The organism is Streptomyces sp. NPDC001204 (genome assembly GCF_053598035.1).
On record NZ_JBSFJL010000016.1, the window covers coordinates 90,264 to 110,373 of the forward strand.

The following is a 20,110-nucleotide window of genomic DNA, read 5'->3' on the forward strand; positions in this document are numbered from 1 at the left end:
TGGAGTGCCGATTCTTCCGCTGTCGTCACTGCCGGGCCAGGACGGTCAACTCCGCGTCGTGTCCGGCGGTCCAGGCGAGCGGGAGCCCCGAGTGGATCAGGTACGCGCCGCTGTAGCGGGTGCCGGTGGCGGTGTCGGTGTAGACGGCGTCCGGCCGCAGGCCGCGCAGACGCAGCCGGGCGGGCCGGCCGGGCACCAGGGGCGCGCCGTCGAGCGGGCCGGTGTTCCAGGCGGTCACCACCAGGCGGGCGCCGCTGTGTTTCCCGCGTTCCTCGTACTGGATGCCGCACGTCGGGTCGGCGGGGCTGCCCAGCAGGTGGACTTCGCCGTGGTGGACGACGTCGCGGATCTCCTTGTAGCGGGCGATCCACTCCGCCGCCTCGGCGCGCTGCTCCGTTGTCCAGTGGCGGATGTCGGCGCCGATGCCGAGGACGCCCGCGATGGAGTTGACGAAGCGGAAGGCCAGCGAGCGGGGCCGGGGGTCGAAGACGCCGGGGGCGTCGGTGACCCAGGAGCTCATGGTGTGCGGTGCGTGGGCGTGGAGGTAGCCGTACTGGATGCGCAGCCGGTCGATGGGCGCGGTGTTGTCGCTGGGCCACAGCACGTCGGTGCGGGCGAGGGTGGCGTGCTCGACGCGGGCGCCGCCGCCGGCGCAGCCCTCGACGGTGACGTGCGGGTGGGCGGTGCGCAGGTGGTCCAGGACGCGGAGGTAGCCGGCGACGTGGGCGGCGTCGAGGTCGTGCTGCTCGGGGTCGGGCCCGGCCGGGTGGCCGGGACGGCCGCGCTCGGTGGGCGGCCGGTTCATGTCCCACTTGAGGTAGCTGATGGCGTGGGAGCCCAGCAGGCGGTCGAGGGTGCCGATCACGAAGTCCTGGACGTCCTCGCGGCCGAGGTCGAGCAGGAGCTGGTTGCGCACCAGCGTGGCGGGGCGGCCGTCGATCCGGTACACCCACTCGGGGTGCTCGGCGTAGAGCCTGGAGCGGGGGCTGATGCCCTCGGGCTCCACCCACAGGCCGAAGTCCAGGCCGAGGGCGCGGACGTCCTCGACGAACCGGTCGAAGCCGCCGGGGAACTCGGCCGGGTCCGGGTCCCAGTCGCCGAGGCCTCCGGAGTCGTCGGGACGTCCGGTGAACCAGCCGTCGTCGACGACGAAGAGTTCGGCGCCCAGCTCGGCGGCGGCCTTGGCGAGCTCCAGCTGGCCGGCGGCGTCGACGTCGAATCCGGTGGCCTCCCACGAGTTGTAGAGGACCTTGCGGGGCCGGTCGATGCGGTCGCTGGTGAGGTGCCGCTCGTAGCGGTGCCACACGCGGGCCAGCCCGTCGAGCCCGTCGGGGCTGAAAGCGCAGGCCAGCCGGGGCGTGACGAGGGTGGCGCCGGGGGCGAGGCGGACCGCGCCCTCGTGGGGCACGCGGCCGGCGCGCACCCGTACGGCGCCGCCGGGCTCGGCGTCGGCCGTGATCCGCCAGTTGCCGGACCATTCCAGGGCGATGCCGTAGGTGGGGGTGGCGCCCTCGGCGGGGGCGGCGGCGTCCTGGATCGCGAGCCAGGGGTGGTACGCGTGCCCGGCCGAGCCCTGGGTGCTCTCCATCTCGAAGCGGCCGCGCTCCAGGCGCACGTCCTTGAGCTGGAACTCCTGTGACCACTGTCCGGCCAGGTACGTCAGCCGCGCGCCGCCCTGGACGGGCACGGTGACGGCCGCGGAGTCGAAGCGCTCCAGGCGCGCCTCGGTCTCGCCGGTGCAGGTGAGCTCCGTCCAGCGCAGGACGACGTCGGTGCCGGGTACCGTCTCGTAGTGGAGGGTCGTGCGCAGGCCGAGGAGGTCGTCGGCGAACTCCAGGCGCAGTGCCCGGTCTCCGTCCTGCGTGGCGCCGGTGAAGCGCCACCAGCTGCCGCGGTCGCCGCCGGGGCGGGAGGCGATCAGGTCGGCGCCGGTGAACGGCCGCAGCCCGTAGGGGATGTACTCGGCCGGGGCGGCGTCGGCGGGGGTGATGAAGTGGGTGCGGCGGGACCAGTCCAGGGGTGACGGCCCGTCCTCCACGCCGTGCGGCCCCCAGGCGGCGAGCTCGGCCCAGCGGCCGTCGCCGCCGAGGGTGACGGCATAGGTGGTGGTGTCGGTGCGCAGCAGCCACCGGTCGTCGTGCGCGGTCACTTGACGGCTCCGAGGTTCAGTCCGGCCACGAAGTGGCGCTGGAAGCGGAGGAAGACGGCCACCGTCGGGGCGGCGGCGATCACCGAACCGGCCGCGATGACGTTCCACATGGACACGTACTGGCCCTGCAGTCCGATCAGCGAGGCGGTGATGGGCATCCGGGTGTCGGTGCGCAGCACCGTGATGGCCCACAGCAGGTCGTTGAAGATCCAGGTGAACGACAGCGCGCTCAGCGCGGCCAACGCCGGGCGGGCCAGCGGCAGGATGACCCGCCAGTAGATCTGCCACGGGTTCGCGCCGTCGATGACGGCGGCCTGCTGGATCTCTCCGGGGATCGCCCTCATGAAGCCGTGCAGGACGAAGACGTAGAAGCCGATGCCGAAACCGACCTGCACGCCGATCAGGGCGTACAGCTGGTCGTGGATGCCGAGCAGTTCGCTGAGCTTGGAGACCGGGATCAGCAGGATCTGCGGGGGCAGCAGGTTGCCGCCGAGCATGAGCAGCAGCAGGACGCGCCGGAAGGGCAGGGCGTAGCGGCTGAGCGCGAAGGCGGCCATGGAGGCGAGGCCGAGCGAGAGCAGCACGGTGGGGACGGTGACCAGCATGCTGTTGATGAGGGCGCGCTGCTGGCCGCCGTCCACCCACGCCTGCCGGAAGCTGTCGAAGGTGAACGAGTGCGGCCGGCTGCCGACGCCGTGCGCGGCGATGTCGTCGAACGTCCGGGTGCTCGTGACGAGCACGAGGACGATCGGCAGCAGCCACAGCGCGGACAGCAGGCCGGCGGTCAGGTGGAAACCGGTCGTGCGCAGGGCGCGACCGCGCGGCGCGGGTCGGCGGGGCACCGCGGCCTTGTCGGGTCCGGCCTGGCCTGCAACGCCCCGGGCGTCCTTGACGTGCGCTGTGGTGTGCGTGGCGGTCATCAGTCGGCCTCCCGGAAGGCGCGCACGAGGTAGCTCACGATGACGCCGAAGGCCAGCACGAAGATGACGACGGCGAGCGCGGAGCCGTATCCCAGGCGCAGGGACTGGAACGCGGTGGAGTACATGTAGGTGCTCAGCAGTTCGGAGGAGTGGTACGGGCCGCCGCGGGTGAGGGCCCACACCACGTCGAACGAGCGCAGCGAGTCGATGACGATCACCGACAGGACGACCGCGTTGACGCTGCGCAGCTGCGGCAGCGTGACGTGCCGGAACTGCTGCAGACGGGTGGCGCCGTCGACCTTGGCCGCCTCGTACAGCGCGGGGTCGATGCCCTTGAGTCCGGCCAGGTACAGCACCATCACGTAGCCGACCTGGCGCCACAGCGCCGGCACGATCACCGCGTAGAAGGCGGTGTCCTGGTCGGCGAGCCAGGCGTGCTTCCAGCCGCCGAGGCCGATGGCCTCCAGCACGTTGTTGATCAGGCCGTCCGGCTGGTACATGGCCTGCCACACCAGTGCCGTGGCGACCAGTGAGAAGACCACCGGCAGGAAGAGCGCCGCCCGGTAGAACCCGATGCCGCGCCGTTCCTGCTGGAGCAGCAGCGCGGCACCGAGCCCGAGGGCGGCGGAGAGCCCGCCGAAGAGCAGCAGCCACAGCACCGTGTTGATCGCGGCGGTGCGGAAGACCGCGTCGTGCAGCATCTCGCTGAAGTTGCCGAGGCCGACGAACTTCGGGGCCGCCAGGCCGTCCCAGGAGGTCAGGGAGAGGTAGAAGCCCTGGAGGGCCGGCCAGAAGACCCAGAACACCTCGGCGAGCAGCGGGACGAGGACGAAGGCCAGGACCACCGGGGGCACTCGCGTGGCCCTGGACCGTCGTGCGGAGCCGATCAGTGCCATCGTCACTGGCTCCAGATCTTCTGTGCGCTGCGCTGCCACGTGGTGAGGATCGAGCCGATCTCCTTGGGCTTGGCCAGGTAGTGCACGAGCGCCGTGTCGGCGGTCGGCTGGAGGGCGTCGCTGGAGTCGCGGTTGAAGAACTGCGTCAGGTCGGCGGCGCCCTCGATGAGCTTGCGGCCCTTGAGGACCAACGGGGTGCCGGCGTCCTTGGCGTCGGGGTGCGTGGGCAGCGTCGTGCCGGACGAACTCTTGAGGTAGAGCTCCTGTGCCTCGGCGGTGGCCAGGTAACGCAGCAGTTCCTTGACGCCGTCGGCGCGCTTGGTGCGGGCGCTGGCGAAGTAGCCGTCGGTGGGGGCTTCCTCGGCGACCGGCACCTTCGGGTCGATGATGGGGAACTGGAAGAAGTCCAGGTCGCCCAGGGCGTCCTTGGGGGCTGCGTCGGCGAAGAAGGTGCCGATGAGCATCATGCCGGTGCGGCCCTGGAGGAGGGCGGTGGTGGCGTCCTGGAAGGGGATCGCCGTGCCGTTGGGGTCGAAGTACGGACGGGCCTCGTCCCACTTGTCGAAGACCTTGCGGACCTCGGGGTCGTCGAAGCGGTGCTTGCCCGCGAGGAGTTCGCGGTGGTACGTGGCGCCGTTGACGCGGATGTCGAGGTAGTCGAACCAGGCGGAGGCGACCCATGGGGTGTCGCCGCCGGCGCCGAGGCCGATCGGGGCGACGCCCTTGCTCTTGAGCTTGTCGCACAGGTCGAGGAATTCGTCCCAGGTCCTGGGCTCCTGCACGCCCCACTTCGCGAAGTTGGACTTCCGGTAGAACATGCCCCACCAGTAGTAGCTGGTGGGCACGAAGACCTTCTTGCCGCTGGAGGCCGAGGTGCACAGCTTCTTCAGCGCGTCGGAGTAGCCGGAGAGCTCGGGCTTCTCCCAGATGTCGTCGAGGCCGAGGAGCAGGTCCTTCTTGGCGTACGACTCGGCGACGGAGCCGGGGTACCAGGTGTACACGTCCGGCGGGTTGGCCGAGGTGAGGTAGGTCGGCAGCTGGGTGCGGAAGGTCTCCGAGGCGACGGTGTTGAGCTCCGCCTTGGCGTCGCCGCGCTTGTCGAAGGCGGCGACGATCGCCTGCATCGCGGTCTTCGCCTGCGGGGAGGAGAGGTTGGACTGCAGGGTCACCGGGCCGCCGGACTTTCCTCCGGAGGCGGACGGGCTCTGGGTGACGCAGCCGCTGAGCAGCGCGCCGGCGCCGACTGCGCCCGCTCCTACGAGGAATCTGCGGCGGGTGGCGTTGAAGGCGGTCATCTGTGCACTCCCTATGTGCCCATGGAACGGAGCTGAGGCCCCCTGACGGCCCGGCCCCGGGCGCGGCAGGCACAGCCTGTCGCAGAGATCCGCATACCGTCAAGATTAATTACTAATTTATTTATCGGAGGGTGTGCCTCCGGCCGAACAAGGCCCGGAGGCACACCTGTTGGCGCGGGGTGGTACGGGTTGACGCAGGTGAAGCCGAGCGGAGCGGGGTGATCGCGCGGTGCTCAGAGGCCGGTCTGGTGGACGCGGCCGTCCACCCCGCGGAAGGCGACGAGCACGCCGCCGTCGGACCCTGCGACGCCGCCGAGAGCGCCGTCGAAGACACCGCTGACGAAGGCGTTGTTCTTGCTCCAGCCCGCCCAGCCGCCGGACACGGTCCAGCTGCGCGTCCAGAGCGTGTAGTCACCGGCACGGGCGTACAGGTGCACCGTGCCGCCGGAGGCCACCAGCGTCGGACTGCCACTGATCGTGCCGCCCAGGGCCGTCCAGTCCGACCACCTGCCAGAGGTGTCACGGGACCGCCACCACACCGCGTCGTCGGCGGTACGCACGGCCACGTGCAGCCGCCCGGCGTCGTCCACGACGACCGACGGGCGCCCGTAGAACGGGCGGCTCTGCGGCGCGCCCAGCGAGGTCCAGCCGGTGGCCGGGCCGCGGGACCACAGCTTGCCGTCCGCGCCACGCGCGAACAGCGTCCAGTCGTCCGGCTCGGAGAAGGCCGCGGTCGGCGCGTCCGTCAGCGTGCCGCCCAGGCTCTGCCAGCGGCCCCAGCGCCCGTTCGCGTACACGCGCCGGTAGGCGGTGTCGTCGGCGCCGCGGACGAAGACGTCGATCCGGCCGCCGGCGGAGGCGTACGCGGCGGGCTGGCCGAGGATGCGGCCCCGCGTCGGGCCGCCCAGCTCGGTGGTCCGGGCCTTGGACCAGTCACCGCCGCGCGCGGTCTGCGCGCGCAGGGCCCCGTCCCCGCCGCGAGTGAAGACGGTCAGGGTGTCACCGTCCCGCACCAGCGCCGGGCTCGCCGAGGAGCGGCCGGGCAGCTGCGCGCCCGGGGCGTCGTCCGTGCCGGTCAGCTTGAGGAAGGCGGTGCCGTGCGCGGGGACGCGTACCGTGTACGAGCCGCTGAAGGTGCCGCGCGACGTGCGGGCCCGCAGGTCACGCACCGCGACCTTGCCGGTCAGCCCGGCGTCGGCGAAAGTCACCGTGCGATCCTGCGCCTGGTCGGAGCGGTTGAGCAGGACGACCGCCCGCTTGCCCGCGCCCTTGAGCACCTTGCTGTAGACGTCGCCGACGGAATCCGTCGCCACGCGGACGCCCTGGATGCCCAGCGGGTCCTGGTCGACGGCGATGATCTCGGGGTTGCGCAGGGTGTCGATCATCGATTTCGGCAGGGTGCGCGGGTCACTGCCGAGCACCAGCGGCGAGGCCATCTCGGCCCACATCACGAACTGTGTGGTGGACTCCTCCTCCGTCAGCTCATAGCCACCCTCGGTGAGCTTGCGCATCGGGATGAGGTAGTCCGGGTCGTTCCAGTGCCCGGGGCCCTGGGCCTCGGGGTGCCAGGCGTTGGCGTCCATGTTGCGCAGGACGTTCGGCCACTCCCCCGCCGTCGGGGTGCCCCAGGCGATGTCGGTGCCGGTGCGCCAGGAGTCGGCGGCCGTCGGGCCATGGACGAAAGTGTTGTGCGCGTCCTGCTCGGGGGTGTGCGGCATGCCCCAGTCGTCGGTGAGCGGGTTGCACAGGTTGAGCAGCATCTTCCGCCCCGACTTGGCGACGGCGTCGCTGAAATCCTTGAAAGCCGGGCCCGGGTCGAGCCCGGCGCCGATGCCACACAGGAAGTCCACCTTGATGGCGTCGACCTTCCACCCGGCGAACTGGCGTGCGTCCTCCTCGTAGTGGCCGCGGCTGCCGAGCCCGCACCACGTGCCGCCGTCGTACTCGCCCGCATCGGTGTAGATACCGGCCTTGAGTCCGCGCTGGTGAAGGTACGTGACCAGCGCGGGAATGCCGGAGGGGAAGCGCGTGGGGTTGGCAACGAGCCGGCCCGTCTTCGGATCACGTGGCTGGTCGGCCTGCCAACCTCCGTCCAGCCAGACGATGTCGTATCCGCTGTCGCGCAGCCCGCTGCTGACCAGGTAGTCGGCGACCTTCCTGACCTGGTCCTCCGTCGGGGCGCCGAGCCCGTAGTAGGTGTTCCATCCCATGTACGGCGTAGGGGCGAGGCCGCTGTCGTAGTACTGCGGCGCGCCCTGGTCCTCCGCGGCGTGTGCCGCCGGGACCATCGACCCGACCAGCGCCACGGCGCCGAGCGCCACCGCGGTCCGCCGCAGTCGCGCCATCCCTGCACGATGCGAAGCCACTTAATTCTCCCGAGAGTTGGGGGTGTGGGGCACCCCGCTCCGGTCCGCCGGGCGCCGGTGCCACGGCGGAAACTGTGCCCAGGCCCCCCAAGCCTGTCAATATTAATTGCTAATTAACTTAAAAACGGGATCGCGCGGTGATGCGGCAACGGCGCGTTGCCGTACGACATCAGCGGCCGCGCCGGTCGCCTGCCACCCTGGGGAACACGACGCCCGGCGTCGGCCTGCCCTCGGCCCGGCCCACCCTGCGGACCGGCAGGTAGGACGCCGAGGCCGCATGTGCGGGTAGTGGGGATCGTTCCGCGGAGACGGCCGGTTCGGGTAGGCCAGGCCGCGCCGGCGGCCACCGGCGCCAGGGCGTGTGCAGCCTGTGTGATGAGTCCGGCGGCCTGGACGACGTCGTTGTCGGTGGTGGTGCGTCCGAGACTGAGCCGGAGGGTTCCGCGGGCCTGATCGCGGGTGAGGCCGACCGCGGACGCCGCCCGCACTCGGCGGCTTCACCTTTACCGGCCGAGACGGACACCTGGCCGCCTGAATCAACCAGGACCTCAAGTCCGGGCGGTCATTCTGCGAGCCTGCCTACAAGGAGAACACCGCCTCCCCATCCCGCCAAGCGATCCGCGTCGGCATCGGCTCCCCCACCACCGAGTCCCGCAGGAACAGCGGTGTCGAGCCGGCCATGCTCAGGTAGCCGTTCACACTCCGCGTGAGGGCGAGGCTGTAGCCGTCGGGGGTGTCCGCCCGACCCGTGTGCGTACGGGCAGCCCCTCCGTCCCGCGTCGCCCAGCCCCACTCACTCCACACCCCCGTCACCAGGTCGAAATACCGGTCGCTGGTGTCCGGCGTGGTTCCCAGCACCCAGTACCGGATGTCGAAGGTCGCCCAGCCGTCATCGGGGTGGTTCAGGTCCTCGGACAGGACAACCCCGCGGTGCAGGCCCGCGTGGGGCAGGTCCGGATGCCGTAGTGCCAGCGACAGTCCCGGGGGCAGCGCACGGAGCGTCTCCGTGAAGTGACGTAGCAGCTGGGTACGGGCCTCTGCCTGTGTTCTCACCGTTCTCACCCGCATAGGATGCCCGTGGTCGAGCGGGAGAGGGGGGCTCCGGTGGGAGAAAGGCCAGGTGCGCGTGAGGAGTTGGACCGGCTCGGGCGCGCCCTGCGTGCGCAGCCGGCGTGATCGCCCACGCCATCGCCGAGGCCATCGCTGAACCGTCCCCACCCCCCAGTGCACTGATGCCGAAGTGACTGGGAGTGTGCAGGTCAGACGCGGTGTTGCTGCTCCCATATGGCTCTGGTGACGGCAGAGGGGCGTGGCAACAGGTGGCCGTCGAGGTAGAGGTCCACGCGCTCGTTGTAGAAGGCCACCAGTCCGGCGATGGGCGCTACCTGCCGGGTCGGGAAATCGTATGCCCAGGCGAGGTCGGGGTAGGTGGCCGTGTCCGTTGTGACGGACCAGTAGCCGCTGGTGTTGCCCTTGTAGGGGCAACTGGTGACGGTGTCGGTCGGCTGCATGCGGGTCCAGTCGATGTACACGCGGTCGAGGTAGTAGCGCGTCGGGAGGCCTGTCTCCAGCACCATCACCGAGGAAGGCGCGTCCGCGAGCACGGCTCCGTCGAGCATGACGCGCACACCGCGGCCCGACCTGAGCGCATCGACGCGGGTGTAGGGACTCCTGGGGTGGACGAACACCTGCTCGTCCTCTTCGAACCATGCGTCGATGGCCTCCCAGCGGAAGCTGACACAACCGGCGACACCAGGTACGTCATCGGCCCACTCCCAGGCCGCGCCGGACGGGTCAGCGAGCCCAGTCGGAGGGTGTGGCGACGCGCCCTGCCGACCCGTAGCGCCATGGTCCGGCCCTCGTCGAGGAGAGCACCGTCGCGGATGTCTTCGCGAGGAACGCAGTATTGCGGGTAGCCCGGCCAGAGCCACACGTATCGCGCCCGCACAGTGTCGAAGACGGGACGGTTCCCCGCATAGCCCCGGATTCGACGTGGTACGGGTTCGACATGGCCGACCGGGACGATCATCTCCGGGTAGTCCGGTGTGAAGCGCTCCATGATCTTTTGTCCTCATGGCGTTGGTGCCGAGTGCTGCGGGGGTCGCGCACGCAACCCCACCGGCACCAGGCAACCACGCGGGCGGCCGACCGGCATCTCCTCCCTCAGGCAGGTCCGGGACGGGCATCCAAGGGGACACGCCGATCGGCCGGGAGAGCCTCTTGCGTACTGGCCCGCCTGGTGCGATCCCGTCGCTCCGGCCGCACCGTAGCGGTCGGCCGCCGCCACATGGAGTCACAGTTGGGGAGGTGCGTCGCCACCGAGCAGGGTGACCAACTGGGCGAGGAGGGCGTCGAGTTCGCGGCCGACGTCTGCGATCCGAGGATTGCCGTAGCTGGCGAACAGCAGGCTGGGCTGGTCGACGGCGAGTTTGGTGTCGCCGTCGGGGTCCGCGTAGAGCAGGGTCCTCAGTGGTGCGTGCACCATAATCGACGGGTCGTGGCGGAACATGCGTTCGGCGATGGTGTGGTTGCCCATCAGGTACTGCGTGGCCTTCCAGGAGGACGGCGAGCCGGCCATGACGGCGGTGATGTCGCTGCGGTAGTAGCGCATGAAACCATGCGGGGCGTTGATCTCGGCGAGCTCGAGCGTGGCCTGCCAGGAGGCCATCTGGAAGAAGCGGGGCAGGTCGACCTCGGGGACGAGGGCTTCGTAGTGCTCGCGCGCTGCGTCGTAGGGGTCGGGGAGCGCCACAATGAGCCGCCGGGCGGGGTGGTCGATGAAGGCGGTTTCCGTGGTCATGGCCGTACCTGTTCGTCGTCGGAGTGGACGAGTTCGACGTCGTGGATGTCGAGCGTGATGGAAGGGAGGTTGAGGTTGACGCTGTTGTCGGGGTTCCGGCGAAAGACTCGTCGGCGTGTCGCCACGAGCAGCCCTCCGAAGCTCTGGTAACGGCTGGTGTAGTGGCCGACGAGAGTGCTGCCGTTGACTTCAGCGATGTAGTCCATGCGGCGTTGCATTCCGAGGGCATCGAAGTAGAACACTTGGTCGGGATTGTGCGTGGCGATCTCGGGCGGGAAGCGCACCTGCAGGCGCCGCCAGGTCTGCCCGGCCTCGCCCCACGGTTCGATCTCGCGGACCCGTACTTCCGGATGGGTGAACAGGAACGGGGTGGTGAAGTAGTTCCAGCACGCGTAGCCCAGGAAGTAGCCGAGGTGTAGAGCGTCCCAGGTACTGTCGCGCAGCATTCCCTTGAAGCCGGCGCGTGCGGGGGCGAGGGTCTCGACCGGTTCGCCGTCGAGAGTCTGCATGGTGACGCTTTCAGCGGCGGCGTCGAACACCATCCGCCGGTCGGGGCGGGTGAACGGGTCGAAAACGATGTGCTCTCCGACCGTGTCGAGCGTCAGGATTTGGTCGAACGTCCTGTCCGGCGGCCAGCCCTTATTCGCCCAGATCGGGCCGCCGATGGAGATGTCGACTTTCAAGCCGCGCAGGGTGTCCCAGAGCGCTTGACCGCCGGCGGTGGCGATTGCCAGATCGAGGAGTTCGTCGCTCATGGGCCCGGTACTTTCCGTCGCGATGCGTATGGCGGTCAGCGTGCGGGGAGAGGGAAGACCACGCAACCGCTGGTGGCGTGGTCCAGCAGCCGGTCATCGGAGTCACGGAGTTCTGCCTGGGCGGCCGCGCGTGCGACGGCCGCCGCCGTCACGGCAGCCTCCAGATACTGCGCTGACACGCCCATGCCGAGGTACACCGTCCGCAACCGTCCAGGGCGTCGACGACGTCGCCCGCGCACGTCACGTCTCCGACGACGGCCTCGGCGCCCGCCGCGCGCAGCGCCTGGACCCGCTCGTCATCACGACGCAGCACCATGGCTCGGACGGGCAGGTCCCGTTTACCGAAGGCCTTCGACCACGGATCGTCCGACGACACCGACGCTGCGGCGCCCGCCTCGCGGAACTCCTGCGCGGGGAACGGCGGCACAGCCGATGAGTCTCACCACCGCCGAACTCGACGCCGTGATCGCGGAGGCGACCGTCGACGCCTACGACGAGTACGAGCAGCTCGCCGCCTTCCGGGCGGTCATCGAGGACCGGCTGGCCCTGCCGTTCAACAAAGCCGTGCTGGGTGTCACAGTGACCGTCACCGCATCGCGTCGTCGGCATCCGGCAGATTCCACTGATGGGGTGCGATCAGTTCGCTGACGGCCGGGTCCGGGCCCCATGAGCCGACGGCGTACGGCTGGGGCGGCGGTGGGTTCTCGAGCAGGGGGGTCGATGCCGCCCAGATGTGCTCAATTTCGTCGGCTCGCGTGAACAGCGACTGGTCGCCGAGCATGGCGTCCAGGAGCAACCGTTCGTAGCCTTCGAGTTCGTACTTCTGGCAGAAGGAGTCAGCGTAGCGGAAGGTCATCGTTGCCGGTCCGAGTCGCATGGTGGGGCCGGGTTCCTTCGCGAGGAAGCGGGTGGCGATCCACCCGGGGTCCCCGAAGTCGATCACTATCTTGTTGCCTGTGTTCTTCTCGTGGTGGGAAAGATCGGTACGGAACATCCTCAGGGGCGGCTCTCGCAGGCCGAGGGTGATCACCTCTCGGTGCTGTGCCAGGTTCTTGCCGGAGCGCAGGTGGAACGGGACTCCGGCCCACCGCCAGTTGTCCACTTCCAGTCGTAGCGCGGCGAACGTCTCGGTCTGCGAATCCTGCGTGACACCCGGCTCGTCACGGTAGCCCTCGTACTGTCCGCGTACGGCGTGGGCGGGTTCGATGGGGCGCAGTGCCTCGAAGACCTTGGCCTTCTCGTCACGCAATGGCTGGGCGCCGAGCGAGACAGGTGGTTCCATGGCCACGATGCCGAGCACCTGGATCAGATGCGTGACGATCATGTCCCGGAAGGCTCCAGTGCGTTCGTAGAAGCCGGCTCGACCCTCGAGGCCGAGCGTCTCGGGTACGTCGATCTGCACATGGCTGATGTGGTCTCGGTTCCAGATGGGCTCGAACAGGCCGTTGGCGAAGCGGAGGGCGAGGATGTTGTCCACCGACTCCTTGCCCAGAAAGTGGTCGATGCGGAAGATGCGGGATTCGTCGAAGACGGCATGGATCGTCTCGTTGAGTGCGCGCGCGGAGGCGAGATCGGTACCGAAGGGCTTCTCCACGATCACCTTCGCGTTTTCTGCCAAGTTGGTGCCGCCAAGCATTCCGATCATGGATTCGAACGCGGAGGGAGGGACGGCCAGGTGGAACAGTCGGCGTGGCTGCCCGCCGAGGGACTCCTCGGCCGACCGTACGGCCGCGAGCAGCGGGCCGGGATCCTCGGGCTCGGCGGCGCCGAAGGACAATGACTCCTCGAAGGACTGCCACTCCGGCCCGGACGGCTCGGACGGGCCGAAGGTGGCGATGGCATCGTGCGCGTGTGCGCGGAACGCGTCGTCGCTCAGCGCGGACCGGGAGGTACTCGAGCCCACAATGCGGTAGCCGTCCGGGAGGAGGCCTGCCCTGGCGAGGTGGAACAGGCCAGGGAGCAGTTTGCGCTTGGCGAGGTCGCCGGTGGCGCCGAAGAGCACGATCAGGTGGTTGTCTGGGCGTGTCACGATCGGCTCCTCTTCTCGGCGTGTCCGCCGACTCACTGCGCATGACGGACAGAACCCGGTCGGCGAACTCGCCGAGGCCCCGGGACCGGAATCGCTCGGTGAGCGCCGTGGTGATCACGGCTGCTGGTACGCCTTCGTCGACCGCCGCGAGTACGGTCCACCGCCCCGCAAGGAGGCAGGGTCCTTCCGGAAGGACCGCCTACTCGGCCACATGGTTGAAGGCTTGGCCGAACCCAGGTCATTCGACTCACCCACTCTGATCAGCCTAGGATCGCCCATGCCCACCCTCAACTTGAGCCGTTTTGCCCGCCGGGCAAGGCCGCTCAACAGGGGCACTCGACGCGGATCATCACCATCTGCATGCAAGGCGACACGCACGGTTCGACCCGGCCGCGGGGCAGCGACAGATCCACGAGGGCTACCTGGCTCCTCGGCGCCTGCTGGGCCTTCTCCCACGAGACCGGCACCCACGCACTGCGCCTGATGGAAAGGCGCCTACCTCAGACGACACCCGGGAACTCTGAGCCTGGCCAGGGCTGCCCCGCCGCCGCAGGCGACGGACGCGAACCATCACCGGGAAACTGATGCCATCGAGCAATTCACGTCACAACCTCGATGGCCTCGATCTGGCGGGCGCAGCATAGGGCCACGCCACTGCGCCGGTAACGCCTACCGGGCCTGATCGGTGGTCAGCTTCATGAGTTGCCTTCGTTTCCTTGCCGATGGCGCCCAGTACGTTGAGGCCACGGTGGGTGACGTAGGGCCCGGACTCGGGGTCCGGGAACGACATGCCGCGCCGTGTCGGCCGCCCCGGTCGGAACCACGGCGGCGGTTCGCCGGGACGAGCCATGTCCGGGCGGCGGCTGCCTACCGGGGGCGTTCGCGGTGCAGCGGACGGACCTCGTGCAGTGCGTCGTCCAGGCTACTGCCGGCGCTGCCGCGCCTGATCCACTGGAAGTCGAGGGCGAGGCCGTTGACCGCGTCGAGGATCATGTCGAGCTGGTTGCGGGTCAGTTTGCGATGCCGTTCCCTGCTGACCTTCGTCATCGCGGCCAGGCGATGCCGGCGAGCCGGACTCGGCTTCGCTCCGGCTGAAATGTGGTCATTCGAGTGGCGGAGTGCGACGCGCGTCGGCTTGTGTGAACAGGCCGCGCCCGATTGTCTGCGTCACGTCAGCCAGCATGTCCGCTGTCAGCCAGGATGTCCGCTGGCGGGCGGCTACTTCGGGAGTTATCGTGCGCGCACGAAGCCTATCTGTCGCGGCCGCAGCCGCTGCTCTCGTCCTGGTCCAGCCGGGCCACGCCGTCGCGGCGGCCGACCCCAGCACCACAGTCACGTACGCCGTCACGTCCGGCGCATTGACGCTGTCGGTACCGGCCAGCGCCGACCTCGGCGCGGGAGCGCCCGGCACCCGGATCAGCGCGCCTATCGGTCCCGTGACCGTCACCGACGCTCGCGCCCTCGCCTCGGCCTCCTGGACGGTAACCGCGACGGAGACGGATTTCACGAGCGGTGCGTCGACGGTACCCGCCACCAGCGCTACCTACGCGGCCGGGACGGTAACGACGACCGGTACCATTACCGCCACCACAACGGACGTGACGCTGAGCAACTCCGTGCAGACGGTAGTCACCGGGACCGCCGGTGTCGGAGACAACACCGCGACCTGGAACCCGACTGTCGCCGTCAACCTGCCCGCCGGCACCATCAGCGGGGTCTACACCGGAACGCTGACCCAATCCGTTGCCTGACGGAATGAAGGGTGCGCGCCGGTACTGGGTTCCACTGCTGTTGCTGGCCTTCGTACAGGCGGCCGGGGTGATGCCGGCGGCGGGGCAGGGGGCGCCCGGGGTGTCCTCCCCCCACGCCCCTGCTGCGGGCAGGACCATCGGTATCAAGCTGCTCGACGCTCCGGAAAGCCGCCGTGCCGATCCCAGGGCGCGGGCCTACATCGTCGACCACGTCGCGCCCGGCTCGACCATCGAGCGGCGGGTGGAGGTCACCAACGAGTCCTCCACACCGATGCACGTCAACGTCTACGCCGCGGCGGCCACCATCGCGAAGGGCCAGTTCACCTTCGCGCCGGAGCGCACCCCCAACGAGCTGACCGGCTGGACGTCACTCGATACGGCGGACCTTGAGCTGGCGGCCTCCGAAACGGCGCGGGTGCGCACCACCATCCGGGTGCCCAAGGACGCCGCCGCCGGGGAGCGATACGGCGTCATCTGGGCGCAGACGGGCACCCCCACGGACCGCTCGCACACTATGACGATGCTGGGCCGGGTGGGCGTCCGCATGTACATCGATGTCGGTCCCGGTGGTGAGCCACCCTCGGACTTCAAGATCGAGCGGCTCTATTCGACCCGAGCCCGCGACGGGCGGGGGGAGGTTCGCGCCCGGATCCACAACACAGGGGGCCGTGCCCTGGACATCGGCGGGGCACTCTCCGTCTCCGACGGGCCGGGCGGACTGCGCGCTGGTCCGTTCTCGGCCAAGACGGGCACCACACTGGCTCCGGGCGACCTCGCGGAGGCGGTCGTCCCGCTGGACGCACGGCTGCCTGACGGCCCGTGGACCGCGGCGCTCACACTCAAAAGCGGCCTGGTCGAGCACACCTCCCGCGCCACCATCACCTTCCCGACGACTCCCGGTAGCACCGGAGCGGTCGCCGCGTCGGCCGCCCGGCAAGGGCGCTTCCCCACCCCTGTGGTCGCCGGGCTCTCAGCCCTCGTCCTCACCGCTCTGTGCCTTCTGCTCTCCAAGTCCCTCCGGCGCCGCCGGTGACCGCTCCGACCGAGCCCCGCCCCCACAGCCGGCTGATCTGCTCCGCGGGCGACGCATGACGGTCGCCATCGAGCGCGTCACCGCTCCGCGCACCACTCGCGCACCCGCTGTGTTCGTCGACTCTCGTGCGCTCGCCGCGGTCACCGTCGTGTCTTATGCGCGAGCACTCACGGAAGCGTAAAGTGATCTTCATGTCACGATGAGTATCCACGGCTTGTTGTCGACGGTTTGGATGCGGAGATGTCGGTGTTCAGGCATGGGAGAGGGCGGGCTGGAGCAAGCCGCGGCACGGAAGGCATGGGCGGCATGTTTCGCTTGCGGCTGAGGGCGCGGGCCCGCAAGACGGGGGCGGTCATGATGGCCAGGCTGGTCGTCCTGGCGATCGTCCTGGCCACAGTCTGGACCGCCACGGTTCAGCGCGCCTACGTCGCCCAGGTCAACGACGGGGAGGTGCCGATGATCGGCACCTTCACCACCACCGGCCTCACCGAACCCAGTGGCACCGCCACCACTGGCCCCAGCGGCACCGACAACACCGGCAGTACCGGCCTCACATTTACGGTCACCCCAGTCAACAAACCCTCCCTGACCATCAGCAAGAGGCACGCGGACGCCTTCACCCGGGGCACGGACGGCGTTTACACCATCACTGTGGGTAACGCCACCGCGGTCGGCCCGACCAATGGCTCCAAGGTCACCGTCCACGACATCCTGCCCGCAGGTCTTCGGGCCGACAGGATCACCGGCGGGGGCTGGCACTGCATTCTGGCCACCCTCACCTGCACACGCAGTGACGTCTTGCCTGCCGGGCACAGCTACCCGCCCGTCACCGTGAAGGTCGACGTCTCCTGCAACGCCCGTGCACGGGTCACCAACTCCGCTACCGTCACTGGAGGCGGTGACACCACCACCCACACCGCCACCGACACCACCACGATCAAGCGCCGCGAGCACCACGGGCACGACGGCGACAGGCACGACGGGCGTCACGACCACTGCGATCGCCACGACCGCTGACAACACTCGGCCCGGGTGGACGTAGCGGAAAGCGTGCAGAGGTACAGGCGCTTAAGGGGCGGCCTGTTCCGAGGGGAAGTGGCCGCAGGCGGTGACGGCCCTGCGTTAGGCCTGGTCCGCGTCGGCCGCGGTGTAGACGGGCGTGAAGTCGGCGGCGATCTCGGCCCAGTCCCGCCGCGAGCAGTAGCGCGGGCTCGATCCGGCGGTGTCAGCAATGGCGACGTAGATCGGTCGATTCGCCACCTGGCCGTCGCGGATCCTCTCGTCAACGGCGCCCCCGGTCGCGGCGCCGACACCGCGGTGCTTTTCGGCGAGCCGTCGCACCCGGTCCCTGCCGCCAGTGAGAGGCAGCGGACGCATCGCCGCCGATCACCGAGCCGGACGCCAACTACCACCGGGTAATTGTCGCCATCAAGCAACTCACGTCACAGAACAAGGGCGTCGCTGCCTCAACGCTTCGGCCAGGCACGCTGACGCCGGCGGCGACGGCCCCGGTTCGAACGCCACGTTCCCCGGCGGAGCTTGGCTGAAGCTCACTTACTTCATGCCTTGACTTAATGCCAATGAAATTGCTTGGATCCAACCCGTCGGTGAGGCGGGAGGGGGCAATGCGGTGGCTGTCGCCACGCCAGGACACCTGGCTGTCAGACCCTTTCCGTGCGCCCGTACTGCGGGCAGCAGTCTCAATCCCCTTATGAACGCGTGTAGTTGCCGCCAAAACCGGCAGCGAGCCGAGCCACCGCCCTGGCCCGGCGACGAACCCCGATACTCCCCCAGACTCCAGGAGAAGCTGTGAGACGTCCTCGCACCGCGATCGCCGCCGTCGCGGTCACGGCACTGACCGCGCTTGTCGGCACGATTCCCACCGCGCACGCGGACCGGGCAGGGCGCGAACCGACCGGGCGGGGCCGAGTCGTGACCGGCACCTACTCCACCGGCGGCGCGCAGGCATGGCGGCCGCTGCCGAGTGTCCGGATGGGTGACGACAAGGGCTCCCCTGCCGATGCCACCGTGGTCGTCGATCCGAGCACCACCCGGCAGAAATACTCAGGCATCGGCTTCTCCGTGGACGAGACGAGCGTCTCCAACCTGTGGAAGCTCACCCCCGCCCAGCGTGATGCGGCCATCCGGCTTCTGGTCGACCCCAAGAACGGCGCGGGTCTCGACCGGTTCCGGTTGACGATCGGCAGCCCCGACCTCATCGAACATCTCCCGTTCTGGTCGGAGGACGACCTCCCCGCCGGCGTCACGGAGGACTTCGGCCTCAAGCACTTCTCCATCCAGCGGGACATCGACCTTCACATCGTCGACACCATCAAGCTCATTCAGCGCTACAACCCGAAGGCCACGTTCTTCGCCTCCGCGTGGAGCGCACCGGCGTGGATGAAGACGAACAACCGGTTCACCGGCGAGGTCGCGCTGAAGCCCGGGAGCACCACGGACTACTACCAGGTCGGCAAGTTGCGCGACGACTGCATCGATGTGTTCGCGCGCTACTACGTCAAGTTCGTCCAGGCCTACGCGAAGCACGGAATCCGCGTCGACGCCCTGACACTGCTGAACGAGCCGGGCATGGACGTGGTCTACCCGGCCATGGACATCAGCGTCGCCCAGCAGCAGAAGCTGGCCCTGGCGATCAAACGTGAAGTCCGGGCCGCGCGGCTGAACACCCAGCTCTACGTCCACGACTTCAACTTCTGGGACTGGCGTGATCCCAACAGCACGGCCACCAAGAACTACCACCGCATCTTCGACGACGCCCCCGACGGCTCGGTGACCGGCAAGCAGGTCCGGAACGCGGCGGACGCCATCGCCTTCCACCCCTACTGGGGGGACCCGCGTGTGATGCGCGACGCTTACGAACAGACTGGGAAGCCGGTCCACCTCACGGAGACGAGCGACCTCTCACCCTCGACGCTCCTCAGCGACTTCCGCCTGGATGCCGGGTCATACATCCTGTGGGCCCAAACCACGGATCAGGACGGCGGAACGCTGCACTGGACACCCGCGCGGGACAACAACATCGACTGGGAGAAGGTCGGCGCCACCACCAAGTGGCCGAACCGGCTGGTCACGGTGAACACGACGACCAAGGATTTCACCGTCCGCGACGAGTTGTACGACATGGGGCAGTTCGCCAAGTACCTTTCCCCCGGTGACGTGCGCGTCGAGTCCAGCGCCGCAGAACACGGCGTCAGCAACGTGGTCTTCCGCTCCGGTGCCGACAAGTTCGTCGCCGTCCTCGGCAACAGGAACAGCACCGACAGCAGGGTCCGCATCGTCGTCGCCGGACAGTCGTTCGTGGTGACCGTCCCGGCCGGCTCCTTTGCCACCTACCGGTGGCAGGGCAGCGCTCCCTCGGGCCGCCACAACCACGCCCCCGACCTCGGCCCGACCGCCGATGTGGTCGTCGACCAGTACAGCACCGTGCGTCTGCAGTTGCGGGCCACCGACCGCGACGGGGACCGGCTGGCCTACTACGCCACCGAACTGCCCGACGGCGTCACCATCGACCCGGTCACCGGCCTGGTCACCATCCACCCGACCACAGCCGGTGAGCAGGACATGACCTTCTACGCCACCGACGGCAGGGCGCGCGACCAGGTGAGCGTCCACCTGACTGTGCGGCCTCACGCGGTCCCGATGGGCGAGAAGATCGAGGCGGAAGGCTACATCGAACAGCACGGCTGGTCCGCAGACGGCAGCAACTTCATCGAGAGCAACGCCGCGGCCAGCGGAGGCAAGAACGTGGGCTGGACGGCCGCCGGCAACTGGCTCAAGTACCGCATCGACGTGGCGCAGGCAGGAACCTACGATCTCGAGTCGCGCGTCGCCAACGGCACCGGGACCACCGCACCGAACGCCCTGTCCTTGCGTGACCAGAGCGGAGCCACGCTGGCAACCGTGTCGGTGCCTGCCACGGATGGCTGGGCGAGTTACCAGTCCGTGCACGTGCCCGTGACGCTCGCAGCCGGGGAACAGACGATCACCGTCTACTGCGAAACGGGCGGCTTCAACCTGGACTTCCTACGGTTCACCGAGTAGCCGTCCGTCTTCCGACAGCCAGGGTGCCCTGCGATGGTCCCACGCCCGCTGCAC

Annotated in this window: 17 protein-coding genes and 1 pseudogene; 5 read left to right on the plus strand and 13 right to left on the minus strand. The window is 69.2% G+C overall.

Annotated features, from left to right (window positions below):
* Positions 1 to 25: 25 nt before the first annotated feature.
* From ACWC91_RS22395 to ACWC91_RS22440, 10 genes and pseudogenes are all read right to left on the minus strand, one after another.
* A complete protein-coding gene (locus ACWC91_RS22395; protein ID WP_450643509.1) occupies positions 26 to 2,149 on the minus strand; it encodes an alpha-galactosidase in 2,124 nt (707 codons plus the stop codon).
* Positions 2,146 to 3,069 (minus strand): carbohydrate ABC transporter permease, encoded by a 924-nt coding sequence (locus ACWC91_RS22400; protein ID WP_450643510.1) that lies wholly within the window; start codon positions 3,067 to 3,069, stop codon positions 2,146 to 2,148. The genes ACWC91_RS22395 and ACWC91_RS22400 overlap by 4 nt, the downstream gene beginning before the upstream one ends.
* Positions 3,069 to 3,965 (minus strand): carbohydrate ABC transporter permease, encoded by an 897-nt coding sequence (locus ACWC91_RS22405; RefSeq protein ID WP_225077382.1) that lies wholly within the window; start codon positions 3,963 to 3,965, stop codon positions 3,069 to 3,071. The genes ACWC91_RS22400 and ACWC91_RS22405 overlap by 1 nt, the downstream gene beginning before the upstream one ends.
* A 2-nt stretch (positions 3,966 to 3,967) precedes the next feature.
* Positions 3,968 to 5,260 carry an ABC transporter substrate-binding protein gene (locus tag ACWC91_RS22410; protein WP_225077383.1) on the minus strand — a complete coding sequence of 431 codons (1,293 nt, stop codon included), beginning with the start codon at positions 5,258 to 5,260 and terminating at the stop codon, positions 3,968 to 3,970.
* A 233-nt stretch (positions 5,261 to 5,493) separates the two neighbouring features.
* Entirely contained in the window at positions 5,494 to 7,605 is a 2,112-nt protein-coding gene (locus tag ACWC91_RS22415) for a glycoside hydrolase family 27 protein (protein ID WP_450643511.1), read from the minus strand.
* Positions 7,606 to 8,205: 600 nt separating this feature from the next.
* Positions 8,206 to 8,679: a hypothetical protein gene (locus ACWC91_RS22420; RefSeq protein ID WP_450641572.1), complete on the minus strand. Its 474-nt coding sequence runs from the start codon at positions 8,677 to 8,679 to the stop codon at positions 8,206 to 8,208.
* A 206-nt stretch (positions 8,680 to 8,885) separates the two neighbouring features.
* Positions 8,886 to 9,685 (minus strand): annotated as a pseudogene (locus ACWC91_RS22425) (DUF427 domain-containing protein).
* A gap of 234 nt (positions 9,686 to 9,919) precedes the next feature.
* Positions 9,920 to 10,426, minus strand: coding sequence for a DUF302 domain-containing protein (locus ACWC91_RS22430; protein WP_281153926.1), 507 nt, complete (start codon positions 10,424 to 10,426; stop codon positions 9,920 to 9,922).
* Entirely contained in the window at positions 10,423 to 11,181 is a 759-nt protein-coding gene (locus ACWC91_RS22435) for a hypothetical protein (RefSeq protein WP_225077388.1), read from the minus strand. Before ACWC91_RS22435 ends, ACWC91_RS22430 begins: the two co-directional genes overlap by 4 nt.
* 148 nt (positions 11,182 to 11,329) lie before the next feature.
* Positions 11,330 to 11,608: a hypothetical protein gene (locus ACWC91_RS22440; RefSeq protein WP_450641570.1), complete on the minus strand. Its 279-nt coding sequence runs from the start codon at positions 11,606 to 11,608 to the stop codon at positions 11,330 to 11,332.
* A gap of 5 nt (positions 11,609 to 11,613) precedes the next feature.
* Between ACWC91_RS22440 and ACWC91_RS22445 the strand changes: the two genes are divergently transcribed.
* A complete protein-coding gene (locus ACWC91_RS22445; protein ID WP_376502923.1) occupies positions 11,614 to 11,829 on the plus strand; it encodes a hypothetical protein in 216 nt (71 codons plus the stop codon).
* On the opposite strand, the gene zwf is transcribed toward ACWC91_RS22445, so the two are convergent.
* On the minus strand, positions 11,768 to 13,210 hold the full coding sequence (gene zwf, locus ACWC91_RS22450) for a glucose-6-phosphate dehydrogenase (RefSeq protein WP_376502925.1): 1,443 nt from the start codon (positions 13,208 to 13,210) through the stop codon (positions 11,768 to 11,770). The genes ACWC91_RS22445 and zwf overlap by 62 nt on opposite strands.
* Before the next feature lie 867 nt (positions 13,211 to 14,077).
* Positions 14,078 to 14,257, minus strand: coding sequence for a hypothetical protein (locus tag ACWC91_RS22455; protein WP_225077391.1), 180 nt, complete (start codon positions 14,255 to 14,257; stop codon positions 14,078 to 14,080).
* A 134-nt stretch (positions 14,258 to 14,391) separates the two neighbouring features.
* On the opposite strand from ACWC91_RS22455, the gene ACWC91_RS22460 reads away from it, so the two are divergent.
* The 3 genes from ACWC91_RS22460 (at position 14,392) to ACWC91_RS22470 (ending at position 17,011) form a co-directional block, all read left to right on the plus strand.
* Positions 14,392 to 14,961 (plus strand): hypothetical protein, encoded by a 570-nt coding sequence (locus ACWC91_RS22460; protein WP_225077392.1) that lies wholly within the window; start codon positions 14,392 to 14,394, stop codon positions 14,959 to 14,961.
* Between the two features lie 4 nt (positions 14,962 to 14,965).
* Complete coding sequence (locus ACWC91_RS22465) at positions 14,966 to 15,994, plus strand: DUF916 domain-containing protein (RefSeq protein ID WP_225077393.1); 1,029 nt, start codon at positions 14,966 to 14,968, stop codon at positions 15,992 to 15,994.
* Between the two features lie 306 nt (positions 15,995 to 16,300).
* A complete protein-coding gene (locus ACWC91_RS22470; RefSeq protein WP_450641567.1) occupies positions 16,301 to 17,011 on the plus strand; it encodes a hypothetical protein in 711 nt (236 codons plus the stop codon).
* Positions 17,012 to 17,116: 105 nt separating this feature from the next.
* Here ACWC91_RS22470 and ACWC91_RS22475 read toward each other — a convergent pair whose 3' ends face one another.
* Positions 17,117 to 17,254 (minus strand): hypothetical protein, encoded by a 138-nt coding sequence (locus ACWC91_RS22475; protein WP_450641566.1) that lies wholly within the window; start codon positions 17,252 to 17,254, stop codon positions 17,117 to 17,119.
* Between the two features lie 549 nt (positions 17,255 to 17,803).
* On the opposite strand from ACWC91_RS22475, the gene ACWC91_RS22480 reads away from it, so the two are divergent.
* Positions 17,804 to 20,056 carry a carbohydrate-binding protein gene (locus ACWC91_RS22480; protein ID WP_225077396.1) on the plus strand — a complete coding sequence of 751 codons (2,253 nt, stop codon included), beginning with the start codon at positions 17,804 to 17,806 and terminating at the stop codon, positions 20,054 to 20,056.
* Positions 20,057 to 20,110 lie beyond the last annotated feature (54 nt).

Coding starts and splice junctions, on each gene's coding strand:
- ACWC91_RS22400 (WP_450643510.1), bottom strand. CDS start 3,069: ATGACCGCCACGCACACCACAGCGCACGTCAAGGACGCCCGGGGCGTT.
- ACWC91_RS22405 (WP_225077382.1), bottom strand. CDS start 3,965: ATGGCACTGATCGGCTCCGCACGACGGTCCAGGGCCACGCGAGTGCCC.
- ACWC91_RS22410 (WP_225077383.1), bottom strand. CDS start 5,260: ATGACCGCCTTCAACGCCACCCGCCGCAGATTCCTCGTAGGAGCGGGC.
- ACWC91_RS22415 (WP_450643511.1), bottom strand. CDS start 7,605: ATGGCGCGACTGCGGCGGACCGCGGTGGCGCTCGGCGCCGTGGCGCTG.
- ACWC91_RS22430 (WP_281153926.1), bottom strand. CDS start 10,426: ATGACCACGGAAACCGCCTTCATCGACCACCCCGCCCGGCGGCTCATT.
- ACWC91_RS22435 (WP_225077388.1), bottom strand. CDS start 11,181: ATGAGCGACGAACTCCTCGATCTGGCAATCGCCACCGCCGGCGGTCAA.
- ACWC91_RS22445 (WP_376502923.1), top strand. CDS start 11,614: ATGAGTCTCACCACCGCCGAACTCGACGCCGTGATCGCGGAGGCGACC.
- ACWC91_RS22455 (WP_225077391.1), bottom strand. CDS start 14,257: ATGACGAAGGTCAGCAGGGAACGGCATCGCAAACTGACCCGCAACCAG.
- ACWC91_RS22460 (WP_225077392.1), top strand. CDS start 14,392: ATGTCCGCTGTCAGCCAGGATGTCCGCTGGCGGGCGGCTACTTCGGGA.
- ACWC91_RS22465 (WP_225077393.1), top strand. CDS start 14,966: ATGAAGGGTGCGCGCCGGTACTGGGTTCCACTGCTGTTGCTGGCCTTC.
- ACWC91_RS22470 (WP_450641567.1), top strand. CDS start 16,301: ATGTTTCGCTTGCGGCTGAGGGCGCGGGCCCGCAAGACGGGGGCGGTC.